This is a genomic window from Roseateles sp. (genome assembly GCF_965262435.1).
In the GTDB taxonomy this organism is placed as follows: Bacteria; Pseudomonadota; Gammaproteobacteria; order Burkholderiales; family Burkholderiaceae_C; genus Paucibacter_A.
The window spans coordinates 1,578,721-1,604,830 of sequence record NZ_OZ253537.1 but is presented as its reverse complement, the minus strand read 5'-3'; the positions used below and the strand labels follow the sequence as shown (position 1 = coordinate 1,604,830).

General features: G+C 65.6%; 19 protein-coding genes. 6 read left to right on the top strand and 13 right to left on the bottom strand.

Annotated elements, in window-relative coordinates:
- Positions 1-20: 20 nt before the first annotated feature.
- From ACQY39_RS06895 to ACQY39_RS06880, 4 genes are all read right to left on the bottom strand, one after another.
- Positions 21-1,466 carry a glycoside hydrolase family 47 protein gene (locus ACQY39_RS06895; protein WP_428504673.1) on the bottom strand — a complete coding sequence of 482 codons (1,446 nt, stop codon included), beginning with the start codon at positions 1,464-1,466 and terminating at the stop codon, positions 21-23.
- Positions 1,463-2,389 (bottom strand): carbohydrate kinase family protein, encoded by a 927-nt coding sequence (locus ACQY39_RS06890; protein ID WP_428504671.1) that lies wholly within the window; start codon positions 2,387-2,389, stop codon positions 1,463-1,465. Before ACQY39_RS06890 ends, ACQY39_RS06895 begins: the two co-directional genes overlap by 4 nt.
- Positions 2,382-3,623, bottom strand: a complete 1,242-nt coding sequence (locus tag ACQY39_RS06885; protein WP_428504669.1) for an AGE family epimerase/isomerase — start codon at positions 3,621-3,623, stop codon at positions 2,382-2,384. The genes ACQY39_RS06890 and ACQY39_RS06885 overlap by 8 nt, the downstream gene beginning before the upstream one ends.
- Positions 3,624-3,698: 75 nt before the next feature.
- Entirely contained in the window at positions 3,699-4,712 is a 1,014-nt protein-coding gene (locus tag ACQY39_RS06880; RefSeq protein WP_428504667.1) for a LacI family DNA-binding transcriptional regulator, read from the bottom strand.
- Positions 4,713-5,275: 563 nt separating this feature from the next.
- Between ACQY39_RS06880 and ACQY39_RS06875 the strand changes: the two genes are divergently transcribed.
- The gene (locus ACQY39_RS06875) at positions 5,276-5,719 is read left to right on the top strand and encodes a hypothetical protein (protein WP_428504666.1); all 444 of its coding nucleotides are present in this window, start codon (positions 5,276-5,278) and stop codon (positions 5,717-5,719) included.
- Positions 5,720-5,881: 162 nt separating this feature from the next.
- Complete coding sequence (locus ACQY39_RS06870; RefSeq protein WP_428504664.1) at positions 5,882-6,196, top strand: helix-turn-helix transcriptional regulator; 315 nt, start codon at positions 5,882-5,884, stop codon at positions 6,194-6,196.
- Between the two features lie 103 nt (positions 6,197-6,299).
- Here the strand turns inward: ACQY39_RS06870 and ACQY39_RS06865 are convergent, their stop codons facing one another.
- The 6 genes from ACQY39_RS06865 to ACQY39_RS06840 form a co-directional block, all read right to left on the bottom strand.
- A complete protein-coding gene (locus ACQY39_RS06865; protein WP_428504662.1) occupies positions 6,300-6,833 on the bottom strand; it encodes a hypothetical protein in 534 nt (177 codons plus the stop codon).
- A 531-nt stretch (positions 6,834-7,364) separates the two neighbouring features.
- The gene (locus ACQY39_RS06860) at positions 7,365-9,185 is read right to left on the bottom strand and encodes a PNGase F N-terminal domain-containing protein (RefSeq protein ID WP_428504660.1); all 1,821 of its coding nucleotides are present in this window, start codon (positions 9,183-9,185) and stop codon (positions 7,365-7,367) included.
- Between the two features lie 52 nt (positions 9,186-9,237).
- On the bottom strand, positions 9,238-11,724 hold the full coding sequence (locus tag ACQY39_RS06855; RefSeq protein WP_428504658.1) for a TIM-barrel domain-containing protein: 2,487 nt from the start codon (positions 11,722-11,724) through the stop codon (positions 9,238-9,240).
- Complete coding sequence (locus ACQY39_RS06850) at positions 11,724-14,393, bottom strand: beta-mannosidase (protein ID WP_428504656.1); 2,670 nt, start codon at positions 14,391-14,393, stop codon at positions 11,724-11,726. The genes ACQY39_RS06855 and ACQY39_RS06850 overlap by 1 nt, the downstream gene beginning before the upstream one ends.
- Complete coding sequence (locus tag ACQY39_RS06845; RefSeq protein ID WP_428504654.1) at positions 14,390-15,949, bottom strand: tryptophan halogenase family protein; 1,560 nt, start codon at positions 15,947-15,949, stop codon at positions 14,390-14,392. The genes ACQY39_RS06850 and ACQY39_RS06845 overlap by 4 nt, the downstream gene beginning before the upstream one ends.
- A 168-nt stretch (positions 15,950-16,117) precedes the next feature.
- Positions 16,118-19,252, bottom strand: coding sequence for a TonB-dependent receptor (locus ACQY39_RS06840; protein WP_428504652.1), 3,135 nt, complete (start codon positions 19,250-19,252; stop codon positions 16,118-16,120).
- Between the two features lie 514 nt (positions 19,253-19,766).
- On the opposite strand from ACQY39_RS06840, the gene ACQY39_RS06835 reads away from it, so the two are divergent.
- The 4 genes from ACQY39_RS06835 to ACQY39_RS06820 all read left to right on the top strand — a co-directional run bounded on the left by ACQY39_RS06835 (position 19,767) and on the right by ACQY39_RS06820 (position 23,475).
- Positions 19,767-20,783: an ROK family protein gene (locus ACQY39_RS06835; protein ID WP_428504650.1), complete on the top strand. Its 1,017-nt coding sequence runs from the start codon at positions 19,767-19,769 to the stop codon at positions 20,781-20,783.
- Positions 20,780-21,523: a copper homeostasis protein CutC gene (locus tag ACQY39_RS06830; protein WP_428504648.1), complete on the top strand. Its 744-nt coding sequence runs from the start codon at positions 20,780-20,782 to the stop codon at positions 21,521-21,523. Before ACQY39_RS06835 ends, ACQY39_RS06830 begins: the two co-directional genes overlap by 4 nt.
- 43 nt (positions 21,524-21,566) lie before the next feature.
- A complete protein-coding gene (locus ACQY39_RS06825; RefSeq protein ID WP_428504646.1) occupies positions 21,567-22,400 on the top strand; it encodes a DUF6624 domain-containing protein in 834 nt (277 codons plus the stop codon).
- Positions 22,401-22,593: 193 nt separating this feature from the next.
- The gene (locus ACQY39_RS06820) at positions 22,594-23,475 is read left to right on the top strand and encodes a DUF6920 family protein (RefSeq protein ID WP_428504644.1); all 882 of its coding nucleotides are present in this window, start codon (positions 22,594-22,596) and stop codon (positions 23,473-23,475) included.
- Positions 23,476-23,610: 135 nt separating this feature from the next.
- Here ACQY39_RS06820 and ACQY39_RS06815 read toward each other — a convergent pair whose 3' ends face one another.
- The 3 genes from ACQY39_RS06815 to ACQY39_RS06805 form a co-directional block, all read right to left on the bottom strand.
- A complete protein-coding gene (locus ACQY39_RS06815; protein WP_428504642.1) occupies positions 23,611-23,961 on the bottom strand; it encodes a DUF1428 domain-containing protein in 351 nt (116 codons plus the stop codon).
- 138 nt (positions 23,962-24,099) lie between these two features.
- A complete protein-coding gene (gene truD, locus ACQY39_RS06810; protein WP_428504640.1) occupies positions 24,100-25,125 on the bottom strand; it encodes a tRNA pseudouridine(13) synthase TruD in 1,026 nt (341 codons plus the stop codon).
- A gap of 171 nt (positions 25,126-25,296) precedes the next feature.
- Positions 25,297-25,779 carry a GreA/GreB family elongation factor gene (locus tag ACQY39_RS06805; RefSeq protein WP_428504638.1) on the bottom strand — a complete coding sequence of 161 codons (483 nt, stop codon included), beginning with the start codon at positions 25,777-25,779 and terminating at the stop codon, positions 25,297-25,299.
- Between the last annotated feature and the right edge of the window lie 331 nt (positions 25,780-26,110).

The following is a 26,110-nucleotide window of genomic DNA, read 5'->3' as shown; positions in this document are numbered from 1 at the left end:
TTGCGCTCCTGGGTGCGCGATCAGCGCGCGGCCGCCGGCGCCTGCACCGGCGCCGACAGGCGCATCGGGTGGGCTTCGGTGTTGAAGGTCACGGCGTCAAAGTCCAGCACCGATTTCGGCGAGAACAGCAGGTAGAAGTACTTGAAGGTCTCGGCGAAAAGGAAGCTTTCCATCGAGTCTTCATGCACCTTGGTGCGTACATCCTTGAGCGCCGCATAGCCCGCTTCCGTGCGGCAGTGGCGCACGAAGTCCTCGAAGAACTCGCGGCCCATGGCGCGGTAGCGCTTGTCGCCGGTGAGTTGATGCAGGTAGTAGGCCGACTCGACGATCTCGGGGCGCAGCGCGTACTCGGGCGACAGCACCTTCATGGTCTTGTAGTCCATGGACTCGGGTTCGATGCCGTGCAGGCGCCACATGCGCAGGTTCGATTCCTGCAGCTTGCGCGCGCGCTTGAGGTCACCGCCGATGGCCAGCAGGGCCGGCATGAAAGCATCCAGCGCGCCGTACTGCGTCTTGGTGCGGCGGCCGGTCTTCATGTCGGCGTGGCCGTACCAGAAGCCGGTCTTGGTTTCGTCGCCCAGCACCTTGTTGACGCCGGCAATGCTGTGGTCCCACATGGCCTTGCACTCGCTGTCACCGAACAGGCGCCAGCATTTGTACAGGTACTCGTAGTAAGAATCGATGCCGCCGCCAATGTGGGCGTCCGTGCGCTCCCAGCGACCGGTCTCGACATTGATGGCCGAGCCGACCACACCGTCCGGTGAGGCACGGCGGTAGGTTTCCACCAGGGCGCGCTTGGCTTTCTCAAAATAGATCGGCTGGCCGGTCAGCTTGCTCAGCATGCCGAACTCGATGATCAGCGTGCCGGTTTCGGCCGGGTTGCTGATCGTGCCGCTGACCAGACCCGTGCGCAGATTGACATGGGTGTAGGGCAAGCCGGTGGGCGAATCGAACACCGGCAGCAGGCGCTTGCCCAGGTCTTCTGCCTTGGCCAGCAATCGGGCATCGCCGCTGAGCTGGTAGGCCGAGACCAGGCCGCCGAGCAGGCGGATGGTGATCTCGAAGTTCTGCACCGAGAGGTCCTGGTCAAAGTTCAGCTGGCTGGCGATCAGCTCGCGCGCTTCGTCGGACTCTTCCTTCAGGCCCATCACCAGCAAGGTGCTCAGCGCATCGACCGGGGTCATCAGCAGCGAGCTCTTGTACCAGTTGTGGCTGCTCTTACTCAGGGGCTTGAGGGCGTCCTGGCCCCAGGCGTACTGCTTGTAGCCGCGCCAGGCGTGGCGGGTTTCTTCCTTGACGCGCTGGGCCAGCTGGGCCGATTCGGCCTCGCTGACCGGCTTGAGCGAGGGCAGCGGAGCCGCTTGCGCCAGGGTGGCCACGGCAGCCAGGCACAGGCCGCTGAGCGCGCGGCGCGCGGGAGACCAAGTGGAGGAAGAGGAAACGGATGACAAGAAACGCTGACTCATGAGGAAACCTTTTCTTGAAGCTGATCGAACAGCCGGCCCATGGCCAGCGGTGTCGGTGGGGTGGCGCCTGCCTGCAGACAGGCGGCGGAGCCGGCGGCCAGGGCCGCGTGCAGATGGGCTTGCAAAGGGCGATCGGGGTGGCGGCTGAGGCTGTGGAGCAAGCCGGCGGCGCTGGCATCGCCCGCGCCCACCGTGTCCACCACGGCCACGGCCGGGGCTATGGCGTCCACGCACTCGTCGCCACGGTAGAGGCTGGCACCATGGCCACCGCGGGTCAGCAGGCACAGCGCATCCGGGTTCAGCGCGCGCAGGCGCTGCAGCGCCGCGTCCAGTTCCAGGCCGGGGAACAGGCCGCGCAGGTCGTCGTCCGAGACCTTGATCAGGTCGGCGACAGTGGCCATGCGGTGAAGCGTCGGCGTGTAGCCTTCGTCCATCACCTTGCGGAAGTTCGGGTCGTAGCTGATGGCCACGCCCTGCTCTTTCAAAAACTCGGCCAGGGCGACCAGTCGGCCGGCCAGGGGCTCGCGCGCCAGGCTGATGCCGCCGAAATGCGCCCAGCGCAGCTTGCGTGACCAGCCCTCGGGCAGGGCCGCGGGGTCGAAATAGAGGTCGGCGCTGTCGTCGCCGATGAAGAAGTAGCGCGGTGGCTCGCCCTGCTCCACCATGGCCAGCAGCGGCGAGCGCGGCACGCGCTGCAGCAGACGCATGTCCAGCCCCACGGCCTCGCTGGCGGCCCAGAGATCATCGCCAAAGCGGTCGGCACTGATGGCGCCGGCAAAGGCCGTGCGCTCACCCAGCGCCGCCAGCGCGCGCGCCACATTCCAGGTGGAGCCGCCCACCCGGGCCTGCCATTGGCCATCGCCCTGGTGGATCATGTCGGTCAGCGCCTCGCCGGCGCAGAGCATCAGCGGTGCGTCATGCATGACCAGAGCCCTCAGCCGATGCGGCGTCCAGTACCGCCACGATGTCGTAGCAAGCGCCCATGGTGTGATAGTCCACCTTGCCGGCCGGGCTCTTTTCGTCGCTGTACTTGCGGTTCTGCGCATCGAGGATGCGCCACCAGGCGCCATGCTCGTGGTCGACAAAATGCGTCCAGCTGTAGGCCCAGAGGCGCTCGTACCAGTCCCAGTAGAAAGGATGATTCGTGCGCTGTGCCAGCATGGCGGCGGCCGCCGCGCTCTCGGCCTGGACCCAGAAGTACTTGTCCGCGTCGCAGATTTCCAGCTCGGGCGAGATGGAATAGCACAGGCCGCCATGCTCGGCATGCCAGCCCTTCTCCACCGCCACCTTGAACAGGCGCTCGGCCGTGGGCAGGGCCCAGCTGAGGTCACACTCCAGCACGCCGCCCAGCGACTCCAGCTGCAGCAACAGCTTGGCCCATTCGGTGAAATGGCCGGGCTGGTAGCCCCAGGGCCGGAACAGATTGGCTGGGTCATTGATGTTGAACTGCCAGTCAGGCTGCCAGTTGCTGTCGTAGTGCTCCCAGATCAGGCCGCCGCAGCGCCGGGCCTGGCGCTGGGTGATGTTGAAGGCCACGGTGTAGGCACGCTCCAGATAACGCGTTTCGCCCGTGGCACGGTAAGCGGCCAGCAGCGCCTCACAGGCGTGCATGTTCGCGTTCTGGCCGCGGTAGCTGGAGCGCTCGCTCCAGTCGCGGCTGGCTTCGTCGGCGTAGAGGCCGGCCTCGGGCTCCCAGAAACTGCGCTCCATCAGCTCGAAGGTCTCGGCCACCCAGGGCCGCGCCTCTTCCAGCCCGGCCATCAGCGCATGCGAGTAGGCCAGCAGCACAAAGGCTTGGCCGTAGGCATGCTGGGTGCCATCCGCCACTTCACGACCGCCACTGCGGCAGCGCAACAGCCAGCTGTAGCCACCAAACTCGGTGTCGCGGTGCGCCTCGCGCAAGAAGCTCAGCGCATGGCGCAGGCCGTCCAGGTACTCGGGCTGGCCGAAGTGGCGGTAGGCCATGGCGTAGGTGAAGACGAAGCGCGTGCTGCTGACCAGATGGCGCTGCTCTGAGTCGTAGACGCTGCCGTCGTCCTTGAAGAAGTGGTACATGCCACCGCTCCAGTCGATGCAGCGCGGGTGGTAGAAGCTCATGCTGTGCTGCGCATGGGCGAGCAGCACCGCCCGAGAGCGAAAGTCGGGGAGATTGGACATGGTGAGGAAAATTAGAGTTAGGCGCTTTGAGCGAATGGGGCTCGTGTCGATTGCCTTGAATGACTCATCCGTCGGTCAATCGTCACTGCTGCTCTCCCGCACGATCATCTGGACCGGCAGAACCAGTTCGGCAGGGGGTTCATCGGGTTTGAGGCGCAGCAAAAGCTCCACGCCCGAGGCACCCAGCGCCTCTTTGTCCACGTGCACCGTGCTCAGCGGCGGCACGGCCACGGCCGCGCTGCTGATGTCGTCGAAGCCGACGACCATGATGTCGTACGGAACCTTCAAGCCCTCGTTCAGACAGGCCTTCATCGCCACCAGGGCGGTGCTGTCGTTGTAGCAAAACACGGCATCGGGCGGCTTCGGCAGCTTGAGCAGGCTGCGCATGGCTTCGACCACGCCCTCGTCACCCTCGCCCATGGTGGGCACGATGACCTCGAGGTCGGGGTCGGCGTGCACCTTGGCATCGAACAGCGCGCGGCGGAAACCGCGGTTGCGCTGCTGAATGCTGTAGTGGGCCAGGGAGCCCGAGAGCATGGCGATGCGCCGCTTGCCGCTGCGCAGCAGATGGCGGGTGGCCAGGTAGCCGCCCAGGGCGTTGTCCGGGTTGATGGAGCTGAAGCCGCGGCGGTGCATGTCCACCAGCACCATGGGCTTGCCCGTCAGCATCAGCGCGCTCAGCACCTCGGGCTCAAAAAAGCCCGCACACAAAATCGCATCGGGCGCATGCACCCGCACCTGCTCCAGCACTGGCTCCGCCGGGCCCACCACGATGAAGGACAGCGCAATCCCCTCGCGCCGGCAGGCCGCCTCGGCGCCATGCAGCACCGGCGAGAAGAAGGGGCTGGACGCCAGCGTGTTGTGCTGGCTGTGCAGCAAAAACGCGATGCGCCGGATGCGACCTTTTTTCAGCTGCGAATGGTCATAGCCGAGCCGCAGCGCGGCCTCGCGCACCTTGTTGCGCGTCACCTCGGTCATGCCGGCCTGGTTCTTCAGCGCCCGCGACACGGTGCCGATCGACAGCCCCGTGGCTTCCGCGATGTCGCGGATGGTGACCGACTGGCCGCTGCCATTGCCGCTTCCGCTCATGCCGGCACTCCGGGCTGGCAGGGCGGCGTGCAGCCTAGCGGCAGGCGCACGCACAAGCCCAACAGTGGCGATTCTGAAAGCATCTGCAGCAACACGGTGTCTCCGGTGTTCTCGGTCTTGGGTTTAATAAACGCATCATCGTGCGCTTCCAAGGCTCAGGCGAAGGCACTTCACCCGGCTTTGTTCATGGGTGATGTTTATATCCAGCGCTTTTTTGAGCGTCAACCAAAGAGACGGAAGACAGGTGTTTTTAGCGCGGTTTACTAAACAAGCGCGAAGCGCTGGGTCACGATGAGCGCGTTTAGACCAAGCGAGGGGCGACGGCGCATGAACTTGCCTCGTGAGCAAGCAGGCCTGGCCGCGGCCTGCGCCTTCAGCTTTTTGTTCATCCAGCGACACGTCATCGCCAGGCAATCACCCGCCCCGGGGGCCCTGGATGCCGATTCGCCGGGCCTCCAGGCAGAATCCGGCGCATCAGGGCAAACGGGGCGTCAGGCCCGCCGCTCAGCCCATCCTGAATGAATGATTGAGTAAATGAACGAACGAAGAATGGAGCCACATCCATGGCACTGACGAAAAAAGGCGAGTTCTGGTACGGCACGACCTCGGGCGACACCCAAGCCGAGCTGCGCAGCTACAGCATCGCGAATCGCCACGAGGCCACTCGCTTCGCCGCATCCAAATGCAGCAGCTGCGGCTGCCGGACCTTCGCGCTGCAGAGCGATGAAGACGCCGGCGTGGCCATCCGCACCTGCACCGACTGCGGCCAGGAGCACCTGATGGGCGACAGCGCGGACCACCTGGAAGGATCCGCACCCGAAACGCACGAGTGCGTGTGCGAGAACGAAGTGTTCGAGCTGATGTCCGGCGTCTCCGTGGTCGAGGGCACCCACAAGCTGCGCTGGTACTACATCGGCTGCCACTGCGTGGAATGCAATCTGGTCGGGGTCTTCGCCGACTGGCCCTGTGAAGCGGACGACGCGGCGGCCTTTCTCGCCAAGGTGTGAAGTCCAGGCAACCCCTCCTCCGGGATCAGGCTCGCAAGTTCGGCGTCACCACGCTAGGCCCAACGTCAGGGCTCCCGCTTCAAGCCCTGGCTTGAGCAAGACCTGACCCTCTCGCGCCAGCGCGGCCGCCCGCCGCCCTGGCTGCTGCAAAGCCGTGATGCCTTGCGGGATGACAGCCGGTACATCGTGGGCAACCATGGTCTGTGCAAGCTGGCGCAAGAGCCGGGCCTGCACCCCGTCTATCTGGCGCGGGCCTTCCGCAGCCATTTCCGCTGCTCACCGGGCGACTTCGCGCGCCAGCACCGCCTGCACCGCCTGCACCGCCTGCAGCGTGCCGCGAAGCTGCTGGCACACAGCCGCCTCAGCTTCAGCGAGGTGGCGCAGGACTGCGGCTTCTTCGACCAGCCTCATCTGAGCCGCAGCTTCCGGGCGCGTTTCGGGATGGCGCCGGACGAGCACCGGGTACGGGCGGGTTGAGCTGCGCAGAGGGTCAGGGCTTGCCTTCAGATTCAAGGCCTAACCCTCAGCCTCTCAGCATCTTGTGACCCTCAGCCCTTCTGTGCCACATCGAAAACCGTCATCATTTGCTCCCTAGATCGAAAATGTGTTTGAAGAACTGGTCAAAGTCACCCTGCTGATTCCAGCAACTCGTGTCTGTGGGTGCTGCCAGAAGCACCCGTTCAGGCTTAGTCCATGCGTAGGAAATTTTTGTGTAGCTCGCCACGATATGGTCATTGGAGAGGTCAACAACCTGGAGGTGAAATTTGCTGAAGCGCTCATCCGCCATGCGTTCCCAGAACTTTCGATACTTGTATCGAACTGGATGATCTGGCGCCACGGGTGAGAAGACGAACTTCCGCTGATTCGCGCCCACCCAGCCATCAACGCGGACGTCATGCCACTGATCTTGTTTGTCTTGAAATCGAACAAACGCCACGCTTCCTAACACGAACGGAAGGGCCATGTCCTCCTGGTCATGCCCCTCCACCTGCCACCCCACATCCTTTTCCACCGGCGCGTAGAACTTCGGCCCGCCTTCCTTGGTGCACATCTGCTTGAACTTCCACTGCCCCGCAATGGCGTCCAGGTTGTAGATCACCGGGGCGAGCAGCAAAGCGCCGATCCAAAGTGTCGACCTACGCATGAGCGCCACCGAGATTGCTGGCCAAACAAGTGCTATTGGCAGCCCAAAGCCGTCGCGACGGGATCCTCGCCGAAGCCGGCATCGCTTGCGCCATGGGCATGGCTGGGTGCTTGCTAGCTAGGCAGATCGAGTCTGTAGGGTTTAGGGCGCAAACGCTGCTGCCAAAGCGCATACAAGATGCGTTCACCAGACCAGGGCGCATACGCCAATACCTTGATCGCCAGGGCCGAACAAAATGCAGCGCCTTACTTAGAACACGGCGCGCCCGCCCCATAAGAATTGGCTTCATGCCGCAACCTCCTCCAATGAACTCGCTCGAACGCGCACTGCTTCTGCGCGCCCCGCAAGAGAGACCCCTGTACACAAGACGCGGGTTCACACAAGCCGCAGGGTAAGACCTCAAATTTCAGCACACACGACGCGGGGTCAGACCTTAAATTTCAAGGAAACACCTGACCCCAAGCGGACTCGATGAGCACACCAAGCCGGCCATGAGCCGCCTCACTCCCCCACCAACACCCCCGACACATTCCAGGAACTGAAACTCGCTCCCTCGCGCGGCCCCTGGGGAATCCGCACCGTCATCCGGTGCCGTCCGGCTTTCAAGTTACCGAGGTCGATGTAGATCGGGTTGGTCGCGGTGCCGGGGCACCAGTTAGAGCGGCTGATGTCGGAGGAGGACAGGCCGTCGTTGAAGTTGCCTGAAGCCGGGTTGAAGAGGCGAAAAGCGCCGCAGTCCTGGCGCCAGGGCACGAAGGCAAACACCTCTTTGCCATTGAGCAGGATGGTGTTCTTCTTGGGCACGAACTCGTCGCCATTGGTCCAGCCGCCGTGGCCGGTGCTGATGTAGCGCAGGCGGGCGTTTTTGACCGGGCGGTCGAGGGTGAAATCCACCTCCAGGCCCTTGGGCTTGTCGAACATGGTGGCGTAGTCCTGCTCGGCCATCTCCATCACATTGGTGGTGTTGAACAGCGGGATCAGGCGCGGAGCTGAAGAAGAAGCCGAAGAAGCCGCTGCACCCGTGCTCGGGCTCACCGGCTTGGAGAACATGGCGGTGGCGGCGTCGCTGGGGTGGATGGTGAGGTTGAGGTCCAGCTTGTGGCCGCCCTTGTCGTAGTTGCCGATGAACACGCCCAGGGCCAGTTGCTGGCCCGAGAGGCGCTGGGCCAGATCGGTGATGTCCATGCGGTAGGGCGCGGCCTCGTGCCAGGTCTTGCCCTTGAGCTGCAGGTGGTTGTAGTGCTTGACGCCAAAAGGCGTGAAGAAACGCATCAGCTCGATCAGGGGCGCGTAGTCCTCGGTGGCGACCACGCCGCGGTAGGTCCGGCCATTGCCGTTCTGATAGGCCGGCAAGGCGGCCACGCCGCGCTGCAGACCTTCCAGGAAGTTGCGCGTGGCCTTCTTTCCCTTCTCTGCCTCCTTCTTCTCTGAACTCTCCGTGCCCAGCGGGATCACGAAGACCGAGCCGGTGCGGTCGTAGGCATCGCCGTTGGAGCGGGCCAGCATGTCCACAAACACCTGGCTGCCCGGCGCGATCTCGGGCAGCTGCACGGTCTTGAGCACCACGGTGCCATTGGCATAACGGGTCACACCCTCGCGTGGCTCGCGGTCCTCGCCCGAGAAATTGACGATCTGGTCCTGGAACACCGGGATCGTCGTGAAACGGCTGCGCCAGACGCGGTCCTTGTAGCTGAGGCCATCCAGCAGGGACGGCGCTTCAGCCGACCCACCCTGGGCCATGTCAGCCAGGTCCAGCCCCTGGAAGGGCTCGATCTGCGTGGCGCTGATGACGAAATTGCCATTGCGCACCAGCTCCAGCACCAGGCCCAGTTGGTGGCCCAGCACGGTGGGCGCGCCGGCCGCGGGCAGCTCGGTCGTGTACCAAAGCTCGATGGTGTTGGAGTTCACCACGGTCTTGGCCTTTTTGCAGCGGTAGCCAAGGATGGTGCGCGTCTCCTCGCTGAACTCATAGCTTTGCTTGGGCAGCGATTCGCGGTCCAAGGTGGCGATGCCCTCCCCTGGGCTCAGGCGCGCCAGCTGCAGCAGCTCTTGCGCAGCGGGCTTGATGAACTGCTGCTCGAAGGGAAAACCGGCCTTGCCGGCCAGGATGGCCTCGGAGCTGATCAAGGCCTCGCCCTTGGCGGCAAACACCCAGATCGGGTCCTGGCCCTCGACTGGCTTGCCGTTGTAGCTGCGCTGGTAGCGCAGCTTCCAGCCCTCGGTGGGCGCGGCCAGCGCGAGGCTGGGCGCCAGGGCGGCCAGGGTCGCCAGCAGAACGCCGGTCAGGCGGGCTTTGTTGAAGATCAGGCGTGTCGTGCGCATCGTTGTCCTCATTCTTGTCGTGTCGTTGCTTATCGCAGTCGGCCCGCTCGGCTCAGTGAGCCAGCCGGAGCTGGTGCAAGCCCTCGTCTGCCGCTGCGGGCAACTCAAGCCGCAGTCGGCCCGCCTCCGCATTAAGCATCTGGGACGGCAAGGGCTGGCCGTCGAGGACCCAGGCCGGCGTGGGCACAGCGGCCCCCAAGCCCAGAATCTCCAGCCGCGCCAGCCGCTGAAACCCGGCGTTCGGGGGCAGATCCAGTGTCAGGCCATGGGCATCCTGGCGGATTGCGATGCGGCGCGCCATACCCTGGCGATAACCATAGCCCTCGCCGGCATCTTGGAACACCTCGCTGCGGCCGCTGCCGCCCCAGGCCACGGTCAAGGCCAGCGGCGCGGCGCGCATCTCACCGGTGTGCTGCAGAGGCGCCTGCGTGGGCACGGCGGCACCCACGCGGATGAACAGGGGCAGGCGGTCCAGCGGCGCGGCCACGGTGGCCTCGCTGCCGCCCTCAAAGCGGCGGCCGGTCCACCAGTCCAGCCAGGCTTCGCCGGCGGGGAAGTAGACGCGGCGCTGGCGCTCGCCCTCGCGCAGCACCGGCGCCACCAGCAGGTCGCGGCCGAGCAGGAACTGGTCGTCCACCAGGCTGGCGCGCACATCGCGCGGGAAGTTGAACCACAGCGGCCGCAGCGGCGGCAGGCCGCTGCGTTCGTTCTCCTCAAAGAGGCTGTAGAGGTAGGGCAGCAGGCGGTAGCGCAGCTCGATGGTGGCGCGGTTGATGCGCTCGAACTCGGGGCCAAAAGCCCAGGGCTCGCGCGGCGCCGAGACATCGTTGGAATGCGTGCGGAAGAAGGGCGTGAGCACGGCCGCCTGCAGCCAGCGGCTGTGCAGCTCGGCGCTGGGGCTGCCCATGAAGCCGCCGACATCGGCGCCCACGAATGGAACGCCCGAGATGGACAGATTGCTCAGCATCGGAATGGTGAGCGCCAGATGCGTCCAGCTGGGCGAGTTGTCGCCCGTCCACACCGCCGCATAGCGCTGCACACCGGCCGCGCCGGCACGCGTCAGCACCATGGGCCGCTGCTCGGGGCGCAGGCGGCGCAGACCCTCGAAGCTGGCACGGGCCATCTGCAGGCCGTAGACATTGTGATAACGCGCATGATCACCGGGCTGGCCGTCGCCGGCATGGCGCGCATCCAGTGGCAGGGTCTTCTGCGGGCCGAGCGAGATCTCGGGCTGGTTGAAGCCATCGGGCGCGAACACGCCCGGTTCGTTCATGTCGTTCCAGAAGCCATCGACGCCCAGCTCCAGCGGCGCGGCGTAGAGCTGGCCGAACCAATCGCGCGCAGCCGGCGAGGTGAAATCCGGAAAGGCGCAGATGCCGGGCCAAACCTTGGCATGCAGCTCTTGGCCATCGGCACCGCGCATGAACACGCCGGCCTCGCGGCCGCTGCGGTAGATGGCAAAACCTTCGTCGCGCTTGATGCCGGGGTCGACGATGGTGACGGCGCGGAAGCCCTGCGCATGCAACTGGCCCAGCATCTCGCGCGGCTGCGGAAAGGTGCTGGGGTTCCAGGTGAAGACGCGGAAGCCGTCCATGTGGTCGATGTCGAGGTAGAGCACATCGGCCGGGATCTGGCGCTGGCGGAACTCGCGCGCCACGCTCAGAACTTCATCCTGCGTTTTGTAGGACCAGCGCGATTGCTGGTAGCCCAGGGCCCAGAGCGGCGGCAGCGGGCCGCGTCCGGTGAGCGCGGTGTAGTCCTGCAGCACCCGGGCCGGGCTGCGCTCCGGGCCGCCGGTGAAGACGAAGTAATCCAGCTCGCCACGCGCCGCGCCAAAGCGCCAGCGCTGCGGCTCGGTCTTGCCCATGTCGAACCAGCTGCGGCTGCTGTTGTTGAGGAAGACGCCGTGGCTCAGGCCCTGGTGCAGGGCGATGAAGAAAGGGATGGCCTGGTAGGACGGGTCGTGGCCGGGCGCGTAATCGGGCACGTCGGCGTTCCACATCACCAGATGCTGCTGGTGGCGCGAGAGCGGCAGGGCTTTCTCGCCAAAGCCGTAGTAGAGCTCGTAGTCGTCGCGGCGCTTGGTGGCCTCGACACTGCCTTCTTGCGCATCGAACACGATGGGCCGGGCCGGGTCATCTGCGCTGATCAGGCGGCCGGCGCTGTCGAACACGCTCAGCTGCAGCTCAGGGGCGCGACGGATCTGCACCCACGTGCCGCTGGCCGAGCGCAGCTCCAGCAGCTGCGGGCCGATGCGGCGCAGCTCCGCCTTGGCCTGCGGCGGCGATGCGCTCAGCGCGTAGCTGGCCGTGTCGGGCTCGAAAGGCGCGCCGCTGGGGCTGATGCGCACGCGCAGGACCTCGGGCGTGACGAAGCTGATGCGGGCCCGGGCGCCACGTGCCAGGCGCAGGTCCACGCCGTCCTCGCGCGGGCTGATCTGCGTGACCGGGCCGAGGCTGCGCGGGGCCGCCTCGGCAGGCAGCGGTGCGAACACGGCGAACAGCAATGCCGCAGCGAACAGAGGGTTGAACAAGCTCATCACAGCGCCGCACTCCCCAGCACACGCAGGCGCAGGGCGCGCTGCAAGTCGTCCACGGTGGCTTTGCCGTTTCCGCTGAGCTTGAGCTTGAGGCGCAGCGACTCGCCCGGCAGCAGGGTCAAAGCGTTGTCAGCCACATCCACGTCCAAGCCCTCGAACTCAATCCAGACGCCACGCGCCAGACTGCGCGCTTGCACATGCAGCTGCAGCTCGCCGCCCACGCGCTCGACCTGGGCCTGCACGGCTGAGGCTTGTGGCCAAGCCAGGTCTTTGGCGGGCTTGAAATACACCACGCTGCGCGATGGTGGCTCGCCCTCGACCTGCAGCTCGAACACGGCCACGGCGGCGGCCGGGTCGGCATCGCCGAGCAGATCGGCATCGGCATAACGAGTGAGCAGCTGGGCCGAGAGCGGCGCCAGGGTCAGCGCCTGGCGCTCCTCGAGCAGGGTGCGGCCTTGCAGCGTCATCACGCGCAGGCTCAGCTTGCCGCGCCTGGATTCCGTGCGGTCGTTGATGAGATGCAGCCGGGTCTGGCCAGAGGCCTCACGGAGCGCCGCCACGGTCACCGGCGCGAAGAAGCGCCGAGCCTGGAAGTGCAAGGCCTTCCAGCGGCCGAAATGGTCGATGCTGGACCAGGACGCGCCGGGCCAGACATCGTTAAGCTGCCAGTACAGCGAGCCCATGGTGAAGGGCCGGCTGGCGCGGTGGTGCAGGGCGGCGAGCTGGATGCCCTCGGCCTGCATCAGCTGGCTGCGGTAGATGAAATCGCCAAAATCGCGCGGCTCGCCAAGCTCCTCGCGGATGTATTTCAGCAGCCGCTCATTGCCCTGGCCGGCCATGAATTTCTGGTGCGCGGTGATCAGCGGCGCGTGGATGCCCTGCGCACTGCGCGGTGCAAACGCATCCACCGTGGCCTGCACCGGCCAGGCCTGCAGGCCGTACTCGGACATGAAGCGCGGCGTGATCTCCAGGTACTTGCTGACCGGGTGGGCCGGGTTGCCCCAGACCTCCCAGTAGTGCATATCGCCGCTGGCTGGCGTGTTGGCCACCTCGGCCAGGTCATCACCGGGCGAGCTGGACCAGTAGGCGATGCCACCGCCCTCTTCCGCCACCACCTGGCGCAGATCGCGACCGAAGAGCTGCACATAGCCCTGCCAGACGCGCTCGGCCAGGGCCGGGTCGGCGGCCTTCATGTCGCGGCCATGGCCCCAGTATTTCCAGGCGATCTCCTGCTCGTTGTTGCCGCACCAGAGCACCAGGCTGGGGTGGTGACGCAGGCGCTGCACCTGTTCGCGCGCCTCGACCGCCACATTGGCGCGGAAGGCCGGGTCGTAGGCCGGCTGCATGCCGCCGCCAAACATGAAGTCCTGCCAGATCATCAGGCCCAGCTCATCGGCCAGGTCGAAGAAGGCTTCGCTCTCGTAGTAGCCGCCGCCCCAGCTGCGGATCATGTTCATGTTCGCCTCGCGCGCCGAGACCATCACCCGGCGCAGCTGCGCAGCACTGACGCGCGGCTGGAACATGTCAAAAGGAATGGAATTGGCACCCTTGGCGAAAACGGGGATGCCGTTGACCTCGAAGTGAAAGCCGCGGCCTTGCGCGTCGGGCTCGCGCTTCAAGGCCACACTGCGCAGGCCGGTGCGCTGGCTCAGCGCATCGACGCGCCGGCCGGCTTGCCAGACCTCCAGCTCGTAGCGGTACAAGGCCTGCTCGCCATAGCCGTTAGGGAACCAGCGCCGCGGTTGCTCGACTTGCAAGGGCAGTTCGATCTTTTTCAGGCCAGCTTCCGTGGCCTGGCCCTGCTGCTCGGCGACCAGCTGGCGGCGACCATCGGGGCCGGTCTGCCAAAGACGCAGCTGATAGCCCCCCGCACGCGCCAGCTCCAGCGTGGCGATGGCGCGCAAGCGGGCCCGCTCGGCCGTGACTTCATCCTGCAGCAGCTGCAGCGATTCGATGCGCAGGCCGCTCCAGCTCCGCAGGGTCACCGGCTGGCTGATGCCGGCGGTGACGTAGCGCGGGCCCCAATCCCAGCCGTAGTGGTAGCCGGGCTTGCGGACGAAGTTACCCGTCATGGCATCGGGCGGCTCATCGCCATAGGGCGAGGGGTAGTTGCCGGCCAGCTTGACCGGCATGGCCTGCACCTGGGGCAAGAGCTTGGCGATGGGCGAATGGAAGACGATGCGCAGCTCATTGCCAGACGCGCGCAGCAAGCCCTGCTGCACCGGCACACGCCAGCGTCGGAAGGCGTTGTCGGCGCGGAGCAAGGTGCGGCCGTTGAGCTGAACCTCGGCGTACGTGTCCAGGCCTTCGAAGACCAACTCTTGGCGCGCCTGCGCCCGCTGAGCGCGCGGCACATCAAAGCGCGTGCGGTACTCCCAATCGGCCAAGCCTATCCATTGCAGCGCCGCCTCGGGCGCGGCCACAAAAGGGTCGGGAATCAGCTGGGCGGCCAGCAGGTCGGTGTGCACCGTGCCGGGCACCTGGGCGGGGCGCCAGGCCGTGGCTGCGGCATGGGCGGCAGCCTGGTTGCTGCCGGGGCTGAGGCGGAACTGCCAGGCTTGGGTGAGGGGCAGCAGGTCGGCGGCTGAGGCGGGCATGGCGAGCAAGAGGGGCAGGAGCAAAGCGGCCATGAGCAAGGCAAGGCGTGGAAGCAAGTTCTGAAACTTCATGCCGCCCTCCAGTAACGCTCAATCCACTGCTGGTGGGTGGGCATGGCGGCCACGGCATCGCTCAGGATGTGGCGCGTGCCTTCCACGAAAGCGTGCAGGCGGTCTTCGGGCATGTCGTCGACGATGGGGTGGTAGCTGCGCGGCAGGATTCGCTGACCCAGCATCACCTGCACCCAGCTGGGCAGGGCGAAGAAATCCTCGCCGTGGCGGAAGTAGCGGCCGTCGGCACGGAACAAGTCCATGGCCTCGCTCAGGCTGTCGGGCACGGACATGGTGCGGCAGTCGTTCCAGAAATCGGAATCGTCGCGCTCGGTCGCGTGGTAGTGCAGGATCAAGAAGTCGCGCACACGCTCGTACTCGAACGCGGTCTCGCGGTTGAAGCGCTCGGCCAGCTGCGGGTTGAATTCGCGACCCGGGAACAGGCTCAACAAGCGGCTGAGGCCCGATTGCACGAGGTAGATGCTGGTGGACTCCAGCGGCTCCAAGAATCCGCTGGCCAGGCCCAAGGCGATCACATTCTTGTTCCAGACCTGCTTGCGCATGCCGGTGGTGAAGCGCAGCAGGCGCGGGTCGGCCAGGGGCTTGCCGTCGAGATTCGCCATCAGGGTGGCGGCGGCCTGGTCCTCGCTGAGGTGCTGGCTGGAGAAGACATAGCCGTTGCCGATGCGGTGCTGCAGCGGGATGCGCCATTGCCAGCCGGCGGCCTGGGCGGTGGCGCGGGTGTAAGGCGTGATTGGATGGACGCCCTCGCAGGGCACAGCCAAGGCGCGATCGCAAGGCAGCCAGTGCGACCAGTCGATGTAGCCGGTCTTGAGCGTCTCTTCGATCAGCAGGCCGCGGAAGCCCGAGCAGTCGATGAAGAGGTCGCCTTCGACGCGCTCGCCGCTTTCCAGCTGCACGGCCTCGATGAAGCCGTCGTCAGTGCGCTGCAGGGCGCGCACGATCTTGCCTTCGATTCGCTGCACGCCGCGGCGCTCGGAGATCTCGCGCAGAAAGCGCGCGTAGAGGCTGGCGTCGAAATGGTAGGCGTAAGCGATGTCCGCCAGGGGCGAATCCGGCGCCGCCGAAGGGTCGCCCGGGATGAACTTGCCCTGCGGCGCCATCAAGGTCTGCAGCGAGTAATCACCAATCGGCCCGGCCCGGCCGGCCAGGAATTGCTTGAGCCAGAACTGGTGAAAGGGCAGCGGCCCGCGCGAGCGGCCGATGACGCCGAAGCCATGGGTGTAGCGGTCGCCGATGCGAGCCCAGTCGCGGAACTCGATGCCGAGCTTGACGGTGCCCTGGGTGCGGCGCACGAACTCCGTCTCGTCGATACCCAGCATCTGGCCGTTGAACATGCGGATGTGCGGCACGCTGGCCTCGCCCACGCCGACGATGCCGATCTCCTCGGATTCGATCAAACGCACCGAAGCCTGCCGGCCCAGGTAGGTGGCCAGGGTGGCCGCGGCCATCCAGCCGGCGCTGCCGCCGCCGACCACCACCACGCGGCGGATGCGCGCGTCCTGGGCTGGATTGCTGATGCTGCTGCCCTTGTCGAGACTGCTGCTTTCACTCATGCTTGAGAACCCTCCTGCCGGGTCAGGGCGCGGCACACGCACGCACGCACACACACTCACACACTCAAAGAAAAAGGTCGGCCCTGGGTTGCAGCCCATGCCGACCGGTGGCCCCCTCACGAGGTCAGCGCGAGGGGTCGAGGAACATCGTGCAATCGGCTTGCTGACTCAGTACTTGTACGTCAGTCCGAGGTAGGCGATTCGTCCGGCATAGCTGTTGCCGTAGAAGCGATCCTGCGTGTCATTGCCCAGGTGCGAGCGTGCTTCCTGCTTGGTCAGGTTGAGCACCGAGGCCGTGAGGCTCAGCGCCTTGCTGACGTTGTAGGCGGCATTCAGGTCGATCTGGCTGTAGGGGTCGGAGTAGACGTTCAAGCCGTTCATCAGACCACCCACCACCACACCGCGGCGGTTGTAGGAGGCACGCAGCAGGTACTGGTCGTTGCCGTAGAACACCGTCAGATTGCCCTGGTTCTTGGCACTGCCGACCAGAGGCGACTTGCCGATCACCTTGCCGTCGGCCAAGGTGATCTCGGCCTGGTTGGTCTTGTTGTAGGTGTAGTTGAACTGGAAGCCCAGGCCGAAGTCCAGGGTGTGCTGGCCGTACAGCTCGATGCCTTGCGAGACGGCGTCGCGGCCGCCGGCGCTGGTGGCGTAGTTCTGCACGGTGACGCTGGTGCCGCCCACGTCCATCACCATATCGCGCACCACAGGCACGGAGAAGTTGCTGACGTTCTTGCGGAACAAGCCGGCGCCCAGCACCGAGCCGCGGTGGAAGTACCACTCCAGACCCAGGTCGTACTGCGTGGCCTTGTAGGGCTCCAGGCTCTTGTTGCTGCCCTGGCCGAACCAGCCCACCTTGTCGGCGCCACCGATCAGGCGGCGGTCGTTGACGTACTCCTGGCTGTAAGACTTGAGGCCGCCGGGCGAGGCGATGTCGCCATAGCTCGGGCGGGCAATCACCTTGGATGCAGCGGCACGCAGCAGCAGGTTCTTGCTCAAGTCATAGGCAAGGTTGAGGCTGGGCAGCACATCGGTGTAGCTGCGGTCCAGCGAGCTGACCACGAAGGACGAGATGTGGCCGGTGGCCGGGTTGCTGTTGCTGTCCGGCAGCTTGGTGAAGCCGCTGACGCAGCCCGAGCCCGCCGGTGCGCCGGTGGCCGGCAGATTGCCAGGCAAACAAGGCGCTGGGTTGCCGTCCGGACCGTCGAAGAAGTAGTCGTTGTAGTAATCGACCTGGTCCGTCGAGTCGGCATGCTGCTTGGTGCGCACCAGGCGCAGACCGACATTGCCGCGCAGGCGATCGGTGCTGATATTGGCTTGCAGGTAGGCGGCCGTGATCTTCTCGCCCACGTTGTAGACGAAGTTGTTCTCCTGGCGGGTCTGCATCGCGCCGTAGGTCTTGTTCAGGTGGGCGATATAGGCCGGGTAGTCGATGGCCGGGAAGGCGCTGGCGCTGAGGCCACCCGCCAGATTGCCGAGCGAGTCACCGTAGAGGAAGGAAGGCAGGAACTTGGATGCGCTCGCATCGCAACCGTTCTGGAAGCGCTTGTCGTAGTTGGCCGGATCGGCGCCCTGGCAGACCCAGTAGTTGTTGCCGGTGCTGCGGCGGGTGCCGCCATCGCGGGTTTTGAGGCCGAACTGCAGGGAGTCGAGCCACTCGCTGTCCTGGCGCCAGGTGAAGTCGGCCTGGGCATACTTCTGCTCGGTGCCGTTCTTGGTCCAGGACGAGGAGGTGGAGCCGAGGTCGATCTCGCCGATGCCTTTTTGCAGATTGGCCATCAGCTCGGGCGCAAAAGTCATGGTCGGCGTGCCGACCAGGCTCCAGGCGCTGGCGGTGTTGCCCAGGGTCCAGCTGCCGTTGGCGTTCTGCAGGCGCGGCTTGATGGGCATGGTCATCTGCATGTCCGGGCCACCCTTGGCCCAGGTGCGACCGAGCTTGAAGCTGGCATCCAGGGTGTCGCCCTTCCACTCAGCGGCGAGGTCGGCGGTCTGCGACAGCGACTTTTCGCGGTTGTAGCTGCCGGTGATCTGCGGCGTGGGCACGGTGCAATCGTCCGGGCCCCAGCCGCCGGGCTTCTGGCCACCGGCGGCCGCGGCGCCTTCGCTGCAGTAGTAGGTCTTGCCGGGGCGGGCGCTGTATTGGGCGCCGGTGACGATGGTGCCGCTGGGATCAAAGGTCAGTTGGTCCAGCAGGCGGCCGGTGGGCCAGTTGCCGTCACCGTCGTAGCGGGCCAGGTTCCACTCGGGCACCTTGAGGATGTTGGTCTGCGAGTTCTGCGACAGATTGAAGCGGAAGTAGTTGCCGGTCAGGGTCAGCCGATCCAAGGGCTTGGCCTGCAGGGTCAGCTGGCCGCCTTGGCGCTCGCGCTCTTCGCTCTTCACGTTGAGGTTGACCGAGGTCGGCATCATGAAGTTCTTGTAGTACTTGCCGCTCTGGTCGTAGAAGCCGGACTGGCCCCACCAGTAACTGCTCATGCCCGAGGGCTTGCCGTTGACGTCGGTGGCGGGGTTGGTCTTGTAGTTGTCGCCGTACCACTGCCAGTTCTCGGTGCTGGCGCCCATGGTGCGTGTCGTGCGCTTTTGCTGCGTCAGGCCCACCAGCACGCCGAAGCGCTTGGCCTCGTCATGCCAGGCGTACTGGCCGGAGAACTGGCCATCGATCTTGTTCGTGGTGTCGGCCGAGGTGCCCTCGGCGGTGAAGAAGCCGCTGTTGGACTTCATGTCCAGCGGGCGGCGTGTGTGCAGGATCACCGTGCCACCGACGCCACCTTCATCGAGGCGCGCTTCCGGCGACTTGAACAGCTCGGCGCTGGACAGCATGTTTGCCGGCATCAGCATGTAGTTGAAGGAGCGGGTCGGGTCGCCGTTGGACTCGGCCGTGGCGATGTAGTTGCCGTTCAGCTGGGTCAGGGTCAGCTCGGACGAGAGCCCGCGCACGCTGACGTTCTTGCCCTCGCCGCCACTGCGGTCCACCACCACGCCGGGCACGCGCTGCAGCGCGTCGGCCACGTTCTTGTCGGGGAATTTGCCCACGTCTTCGGCATTGACCACTTCGACGATGGCATTGGCATTGCGCTTCTGGTCGAGGCTCTTCTCGATCGAGCTGCGATAGCCGGTGACGACCACCGTGTCCATCTGCGCCGGCTCGGCCTTCTTGTCGGTGGGCTTGTCGGCCGCAGCGGCCTGCGCGTGGGCGCTGCTGCCCAGGGCCAGCAGGGCGATGCCGACCGCCGTGGCAATGGGCGTCTTGGCGGTGAAGGCCCAGCGACGCTGTCGTGAATCGTGCGTGTTCTTCGATGTCATGGTTTGTCTCCTGATCTTGCCCAAGGGCGGGCTTTGTTTTGCGGAAGCCGGGCCTCGAGCGCCTGTGTTCCAGGCGGCATGCCCCGCAACCCATTCGAATTGGCTCGGATGCCCTGACGTTCCTTGACATGAACGCGTCGGGCCCGCCACCGTGAAGCTCGATGCAAGGCTCAGCGCCAAAACCCGATCCGGGTTCGCAGGTCTGATGTGGGGTCGTTTTCTCAGGCCGCGCCGTGCGCAGTTTCGGGAGAACCCTGAGGATTTACTAAACGACTAAAAGACCACCTGCTTTTCGCTGGGTACTGCATTCCACCCAGGTAAATTTATACAAAGGAAGCCCGCACGGCTCAACAAACTTTCAATGTTTGGATTCAGTTTAGTTTTGTTTAGTAAACGAAACGAGGCGGGCTTGCGACAGAGGCCTCAATAGGCCTGCCGGGCCTGGACTGCACGGCACACCCGGTCCTAGACTCCGCGCCGAAGCGACCCCGCCCACACCAGGAGTTCCCGCCGCATGAGCCCGACCGAAGCCCCTTGCCACACGGCCCATGCCGCCAGTCATGCCGCCGCGGGCGAGCTCCTGGTGGCCGACATCGGCGGCTCGCAGCTGCGCCTGGCGCGCTATCTGGGGGGCAGCAACTGCGAGCTGATCAGCACCCTGCCGACGCCGACGCAAGACTGGGCGGACTTCTGCGCCACGCTGCGCACGGCCGTGAAAGGCGTGGCCGGGCAGACCCGGGGTTTGTCGATCTCGATCGCCGGCGTGGTGCTGCCCGACACCGGGCAGGTGGTGGCCGCCAACATTCCTGGCATCCGAGGCCGCCCGCTGGCCCAGGAACTGGCCAGCCTGCTGGGCATGCCGGTGCAAGCCAGCAACGATGCCGATTGCGCCGCCTTGGCCGAGGCGCGGGTGGGCGTGGGCCAGGGCCATGAGGTCGTGTTCGGCGCGGTGCTCGGCACCGGCGTGGGCGGCGGCCTGGTCGTGCGCGGGCAGCTGGTGCAGGGGGCCGGCGGTCTGTGCGGCGAATGGGGCCATGGGCCCAGCATCAACGAGGCCACGCTGCTGAATGGCGCGGGCCAACGCGTGCACCTGCCGCGCTTTCGCTGCGGCTGCGGCCTGAGCGGCTGCGCCGACACAGTGGGCGGCGCACGCGGCCTGGAACGCCTGCACCTGACCCTGAACGGTGGCGCGGCGCGCAGCAGCTACCAAATCGTGAACGACTGGCGGGCCGGCGATCGCGCGGCCAGCGCCACTGTGGCGGCTTATGTCGAGCTGTTGTCCGGCCCCTTGGCCCTGGTCGTCAACGTCACCGGTGCCAGCGTGGTGCCGGTCTGCGGCGGCCTGAGCCGCTCGGCGGAACTCATCAGCGCGCTCGATGCCGCCGTGCGCCGGCAGATCTTGCGCCGCAGCCGCAATGGCAGCAAGGACTGCGATCAGGCCTTGCTGCGGCCCAGTGTCTTGAACGACCAAGCCGGTCTGATCGGTGCCGCCTTCGCCTTTGAGCACGGTGCTGCCGAGGTGCGCGCATGAGCGTCTTGCTGGAAGTCTGTGTCGACGACATCGCCGGCCTCGACGCCGCACAGCAAGGCGGCGCCGACCGCATCGAGCTGTGCAGCAGCCTCGGCTGCGGCGGGCTCACGCCCTCGGCCGGCCTGATGGCCGAAGCGGCCACGCGCAGCCTGCCCGTGATCGCCCTGATACGCCCGCGCAGCGGCGGTTTCGTCTACAGCGAGGCGGAGGCGCGCGTCATGTTGCACGACATCGCCCTGGCGGCGGAGCTGGGTCTGGCCGGCGTGGCCATCGGTGCGCTCACGCCCGAGCGCCAACTCGACCGGCCGCTGCTGGAGCGCCTGATTCGCGCGGCCGATGGACGCCTGCAGCTGACCCTGCATCGCGCCTTTGACCTGGTGCGGGACCTTGGCGCTGCGCTGGAGACGGCCATCGCCCTGGGCTTCCAACGCGTACTCACATCGGGCGGCGCGCCGAGCGCCATGGCCGGCTGCGCTCAGTTGGCCGCCTTGGTTCGCCAGAGCCAGGGCCGCATCCGCATCCTTGCCGGCAGCGGCATCCGACCCAACAATGTGGCCGCCTTGCTGGCCGCGACCGGGGTGCATGAAGTGCATGCGTCTTGCCGCAGGCCGGCTTGCGAGACGCCGGACGGCGAACTGCTGGCCTTGGGATTCGGCGACGCCGCAGCTCAACAGACGTCAGCGGACGAGGTGCGAGCCCTGCGCCAACACATGCAGCTGCGGCAACAGACTCAGGACTGACGCCACGGCACGCCCCATGTGAAGGGTTGAGCGGCGCCAAGCGATGAACTCGACGTGCGCGAAAGCACCGTATCGCCACCGAGTTATGCTACTGCCTCATCGCCCCATCCTCAGTCGCCTCAGCTCGAACAGCTCGGGCGGCACCACTGCAAGCAGGCGCGAACTCACAATCCGTATGCGCAGACCTTGCCTTGCCCTATGTACGCTTCTCGCCGCCGCCTCACTCGCGGCCAGCGCGAGCGAAGTCGGCCGGGCGGAGCCGGATGCTTGCGTCCAGGTCTTTGTCCGCAAGGCAGAGGATCTGCGGCGCCGCCATCAAGCCTTGATCGAAAGCGCCTCGGACACAGGCCCCAAAGTGCTGCAGGGCCTGGGTCAGCACGACCAGGCCATTCGCGCCCTCATTCGCCAGGCGCGGCAAGCCTGCTCGAGTGCAAGCACGGATGAGGCGATTGGGTCGGTGCTTCAGCTCATGCATCTGATCGATGGCAGCAACCAGCGCCTGCTGCGCAGCGTGCTTCAGTCCCAGGGCTGGCCGTCCAGTGCGGTGTGGGGCGCAGAGGTGGCCGATGCCGCATTCCTGATCGTTCAGCATGCCGACCAAGACCCCTCGCTCCAAGAACAGGGCCTGGCCTTGCTCGAACCCCTTGTGAACTCGGGCGAAGCGCCTGGCGACGAGTTTGCCCTGTTGTTCGATCGCATTCGCGTCAACGCGAACAAGCCGCAGCGCTACGGCACACAGGGCAGATGCCAGGGCAAAAGCTGGAAGCCGCTGCGTCTGGAAAACGCCGCAGGGGTCGATGCGCTGCGCGCCGCCGTCGGCCTCTCTCCGCTGGCCGAGTACGCGGCTGTCGCAAGCCAGCTGGGCTGCCAACACTGAGCTTACCGGCACGAATACTGGGCTGCGGGCAAGGCGGAAAGCACGATGTACGCTCGCCCCACTGATCTTGAACTGCTTGGCCCGAACACGTGGCGACAGTTCCTGCAGCGCACAGACCGTCCGCCGCCTGAGCGCCTAATCTGCGTACCCCGATCGCTTCACTGCCGCTGACGCCAGGAGAATTTCCATGACCATGATGCTCTGGCTGGGACTCGCGTTGACCGCACTCTTCGTCGGCACCCTCGCTTTGAGCGCCATCGGCGCCGCACGGTGGGCCGAACTCGTTCGCGCGCACACCCGCACGCTGGAGTCCGCTCGCCTGGGCGCGCGGAACCGGCTGCCATTGGCCGCACGTTTCGATGTGCGCGAACTGGACGGGCTGCCCCCACCGGTACAAGGTTACTTCCGCGCCGTGTTGAGCGAGGGCCAGCCCATCATTGCAGCGGCCCGCATCGCGATGGATGGCCACATCAATTTGTCGGCCAGGGCCGAGCACTGGAAAGCGTTCAGTTCGCGGCAACAGGTGCTCACGCGCAGGCCGGGTTTTCTATGGGATGCCGAAGTGAAACTGTTTCCGGGCGTGAGGGTGCATGTCGAGGACAGCTATATCGCCGGACACGGCAGCTTGATCGCCAAGGTGTTCGGTTGGTTCACGGTGGCCCGGGCCAAGGGCACGGGAGAGATCGCTCGCGGCGAGTTCATGCGCTACGTCGCCGAAGCCCCGTGGTACCCGACTGCCCTGCTGCCCAGCCAGGGCGTGCGCTGGGAAGCGGTGGACGATGCGTCTGCCAAGGCCAGCATCGTGGACGGGTCGATCAGCCTGACCTTGCTGTTCCGCTTCGATACAGCCGGCCTGATCACCTCGGTGCACGCCGAATCGCGGGGCGCCAGCGTGGGCAAGGACGGGCGCATGCTCATGCTGCCCTGGGACTGTCGCTTGTCGGACTACCACTTGCAGCATGGCATGCAGATCCCCATGCGCGGTGAGGCTGCCTGGGTTCGAGCGGAGGGGCGCAAGGTGTACTTCGTCGGCCAGCTCCAGAAGCTGGGCTACGAGTTCCTGTCAGGGTCTTGAAACAAGCGCTTCAGTGCTCGCCACGGGGCGGCGCCCCGTGCATGGATCTGGCCACTCGGGGTCGAAACTCAGCAAGCAAGGCCTGCAAGGCTGTCCATGCTGGGCGGCAGCTGCGATCCGGGAACGAGTCGCGACTTAGGCCTCAGAGACCACCTCGAACCCGCCAAAGATCATCCGCTTGCCATCGAAGGGCGGTTCCCCAGCGGATTGCATGCGCGGATCGGCCATCACCCTGTTCCAGGCTTCGTTGCGCACATCTCGTGATGGCCAGGTGATCCAGGAGAAGACCACCGTCTCGTCGGGCCGGCACTGAACGGCCATCGGCAGCGAGGTCAACTTGCCCTCCGGCACATCGTCGCCCCAGCAGTCGACGACGCGGGTCGCCCCGTATTCTTTGAAGATCTGCCCCATGGTCTGCGAGTGCGCCACAAAGTCCGCGCGCCGGGAGTTGGGAACGGAAGCGACGAAGCCATCGACGTATGCCATGTGAGTTCTCCGGTGAATCCGCAGGGCCGATGGCCCCGCTGTCGGTCGGCCTGACGCTTCACATCGCCAAGTGCGGGTGGCAAGCCTAACTGAAAGCCACCCCAAGTCCAACGCCAAGCCCGTGCGGCAACGCGATCGTCATTCAGCGGCCGCAGGCTCGTCGCTCTCGCTGTGCCGCTCTGGCTCTGTGGCCTGGAGGATTTCGCTCAGAACGGAGGTGGCGTAGGTCCCGGCAGGCAAAGAGAAGGTGAGCACCAGTTGATCGGCTTGCGGCCACTCCCATGTCATGTCCTCCGGGCACGCCACCAGGGCGCGGCGGTCCTGATCCAGACCGGCGTGTTCCATGCCGTCGCACAAGATGGCGTGACGTTCAGCCACGCCGTTCTCCAAGGCCTGCGCTTGATCGCTGGTGACTACGCGGCCCCGGCCCCAGAGCGGCCCGGTCGGCCGGTCGGCCTCGTCCATCACATCACCGGGCAAGGTCTGGCCCCAGAGCCCTTGCTGGATGCGCAAGGCCAGCACCTCGTTGAAGACAAAAGAGCGCACCGCCGACAGGTAGATGCCCTTCTTCTTCGGGTTGCGCACGCGGATCTCGCGCGCCAGCATGGCCCGGCCCTGCTCGACGTTGCCGCCGTCATGGCCGAAACGCTGAGCGCCGAAGTAATTGGGAACGCCCTGTGACGCTACGGCTTGCAGATTGGCCTCGATCGCGTCGCGATCGCCCGTCACATCACGCAGCACGATGCGGAAACGGTTGCCCTGCAGATCACCGGGGCGCAGTTTCTTCACATGGCGGCTCTGGCTCAGCACCTTGAATTCCGGGTGCTGGAGCTGGGTCAAGTCGGGCGTCTCGCCCTTGGGCAGATAGATGCTGAACCATTGACGGGTGATGGCGTAGCGGTCCTTGAGGCCGGCATAGCCCACATCCCATTCCTGAACGCAAGCGGCCGCGGCCAGTTGCTGGGCGACGAAGGCGGTGTTGGCCCCGTTCTTCTCGACGTCCAGCCAGATGTGTTCGCCCGCGCCGAAGGGCAGCTGCAGCGGCAGCTCGGTCACGATGAAATCCTCGTTGAGGAGCTTCAACGTGGCGCTGGCGCCGCTGGCCGGATAAGCCTTGGGCCACTGCGGCAGGGTCGTGTAGGGGGATTGAAGAACGTCGGTCATGGGCAGTTTGACGGCACCAACTGGCGATAGAGGCAGGCTGTCCATCCGACCAGGGGCTGTCGAGGGCGTGATTGTCCTCTCTGGCTGGGCACATGCCTGGGCGTAACGACACCTGGGCTCAACGATGGGGCGAGTGGTATCGATGCCGTTCGGCGTGAACTGGCTTGCGAATCACTGAACCTGCAGCACCTCAAACTGCTGTCGACTTGCAGCGATCTGCATCGACACCTCGTCCCCCTCGCATTTGCCGAGCACGGCCCTGCCCAAGGGGGCATCACTGCTGATGACCTGAACGAACTGATCGCCGCAGTGCAGCTTCATGCTGCCGCCATCCGGGCCGAGAAAGAGCTGTTGCTGCTGGTCGTCGGCATCGACCAGACAGACCAGCGCGCCAAGCTGTATGCCTTTGTTGGCGTCGTAGGGGAGCGGGCGAAACTGGCGCCAATGAACCATCGCCTGGCGGATGGCTTCGGCGCGACGGGCTTGGCCGGTGGCCAGATAGGCGGCTTCGAGGCCCAAGGTGTCGTATTTGTTCTCGGCGATGTTCTCTTCGTGAGTCGCCGTTTCGTGGGCTGCTCGCGCGGCCTGTTCGGCTTGCAGCAGGTCTTCGGCGAGCCGTTCCAGCACTCGCTGCTGCAGCAAGAATTTATCCATGATGAAAGGGCGACGTCTCGAACAAGCGGGGGCAGGTCGCGATTATGAAGGCCCACCCGCTTTGGGCTTTTCCGGTGGCTGACGAGCAGGTGCCGTAAGTCGATGCACAAGTTCTGAAATGAAACGGCCCATAGAACTGAAGGGGCCATGGGGCCCCTTCTTTCTTCACTCTGTCTCGACAGGCCCTACTCCTCCTGACTCGAAGGAGAAGAAGAAAAAGCAGTGGCCGTCAGCTTTTGACCGATCGGCATGCGACTTCTGAAGCGTGTCAGACTGCCTTGGCTCTTTGAATTTGCATCAGCCTGTATCGGCAAAGGTGCTCATGAGGATG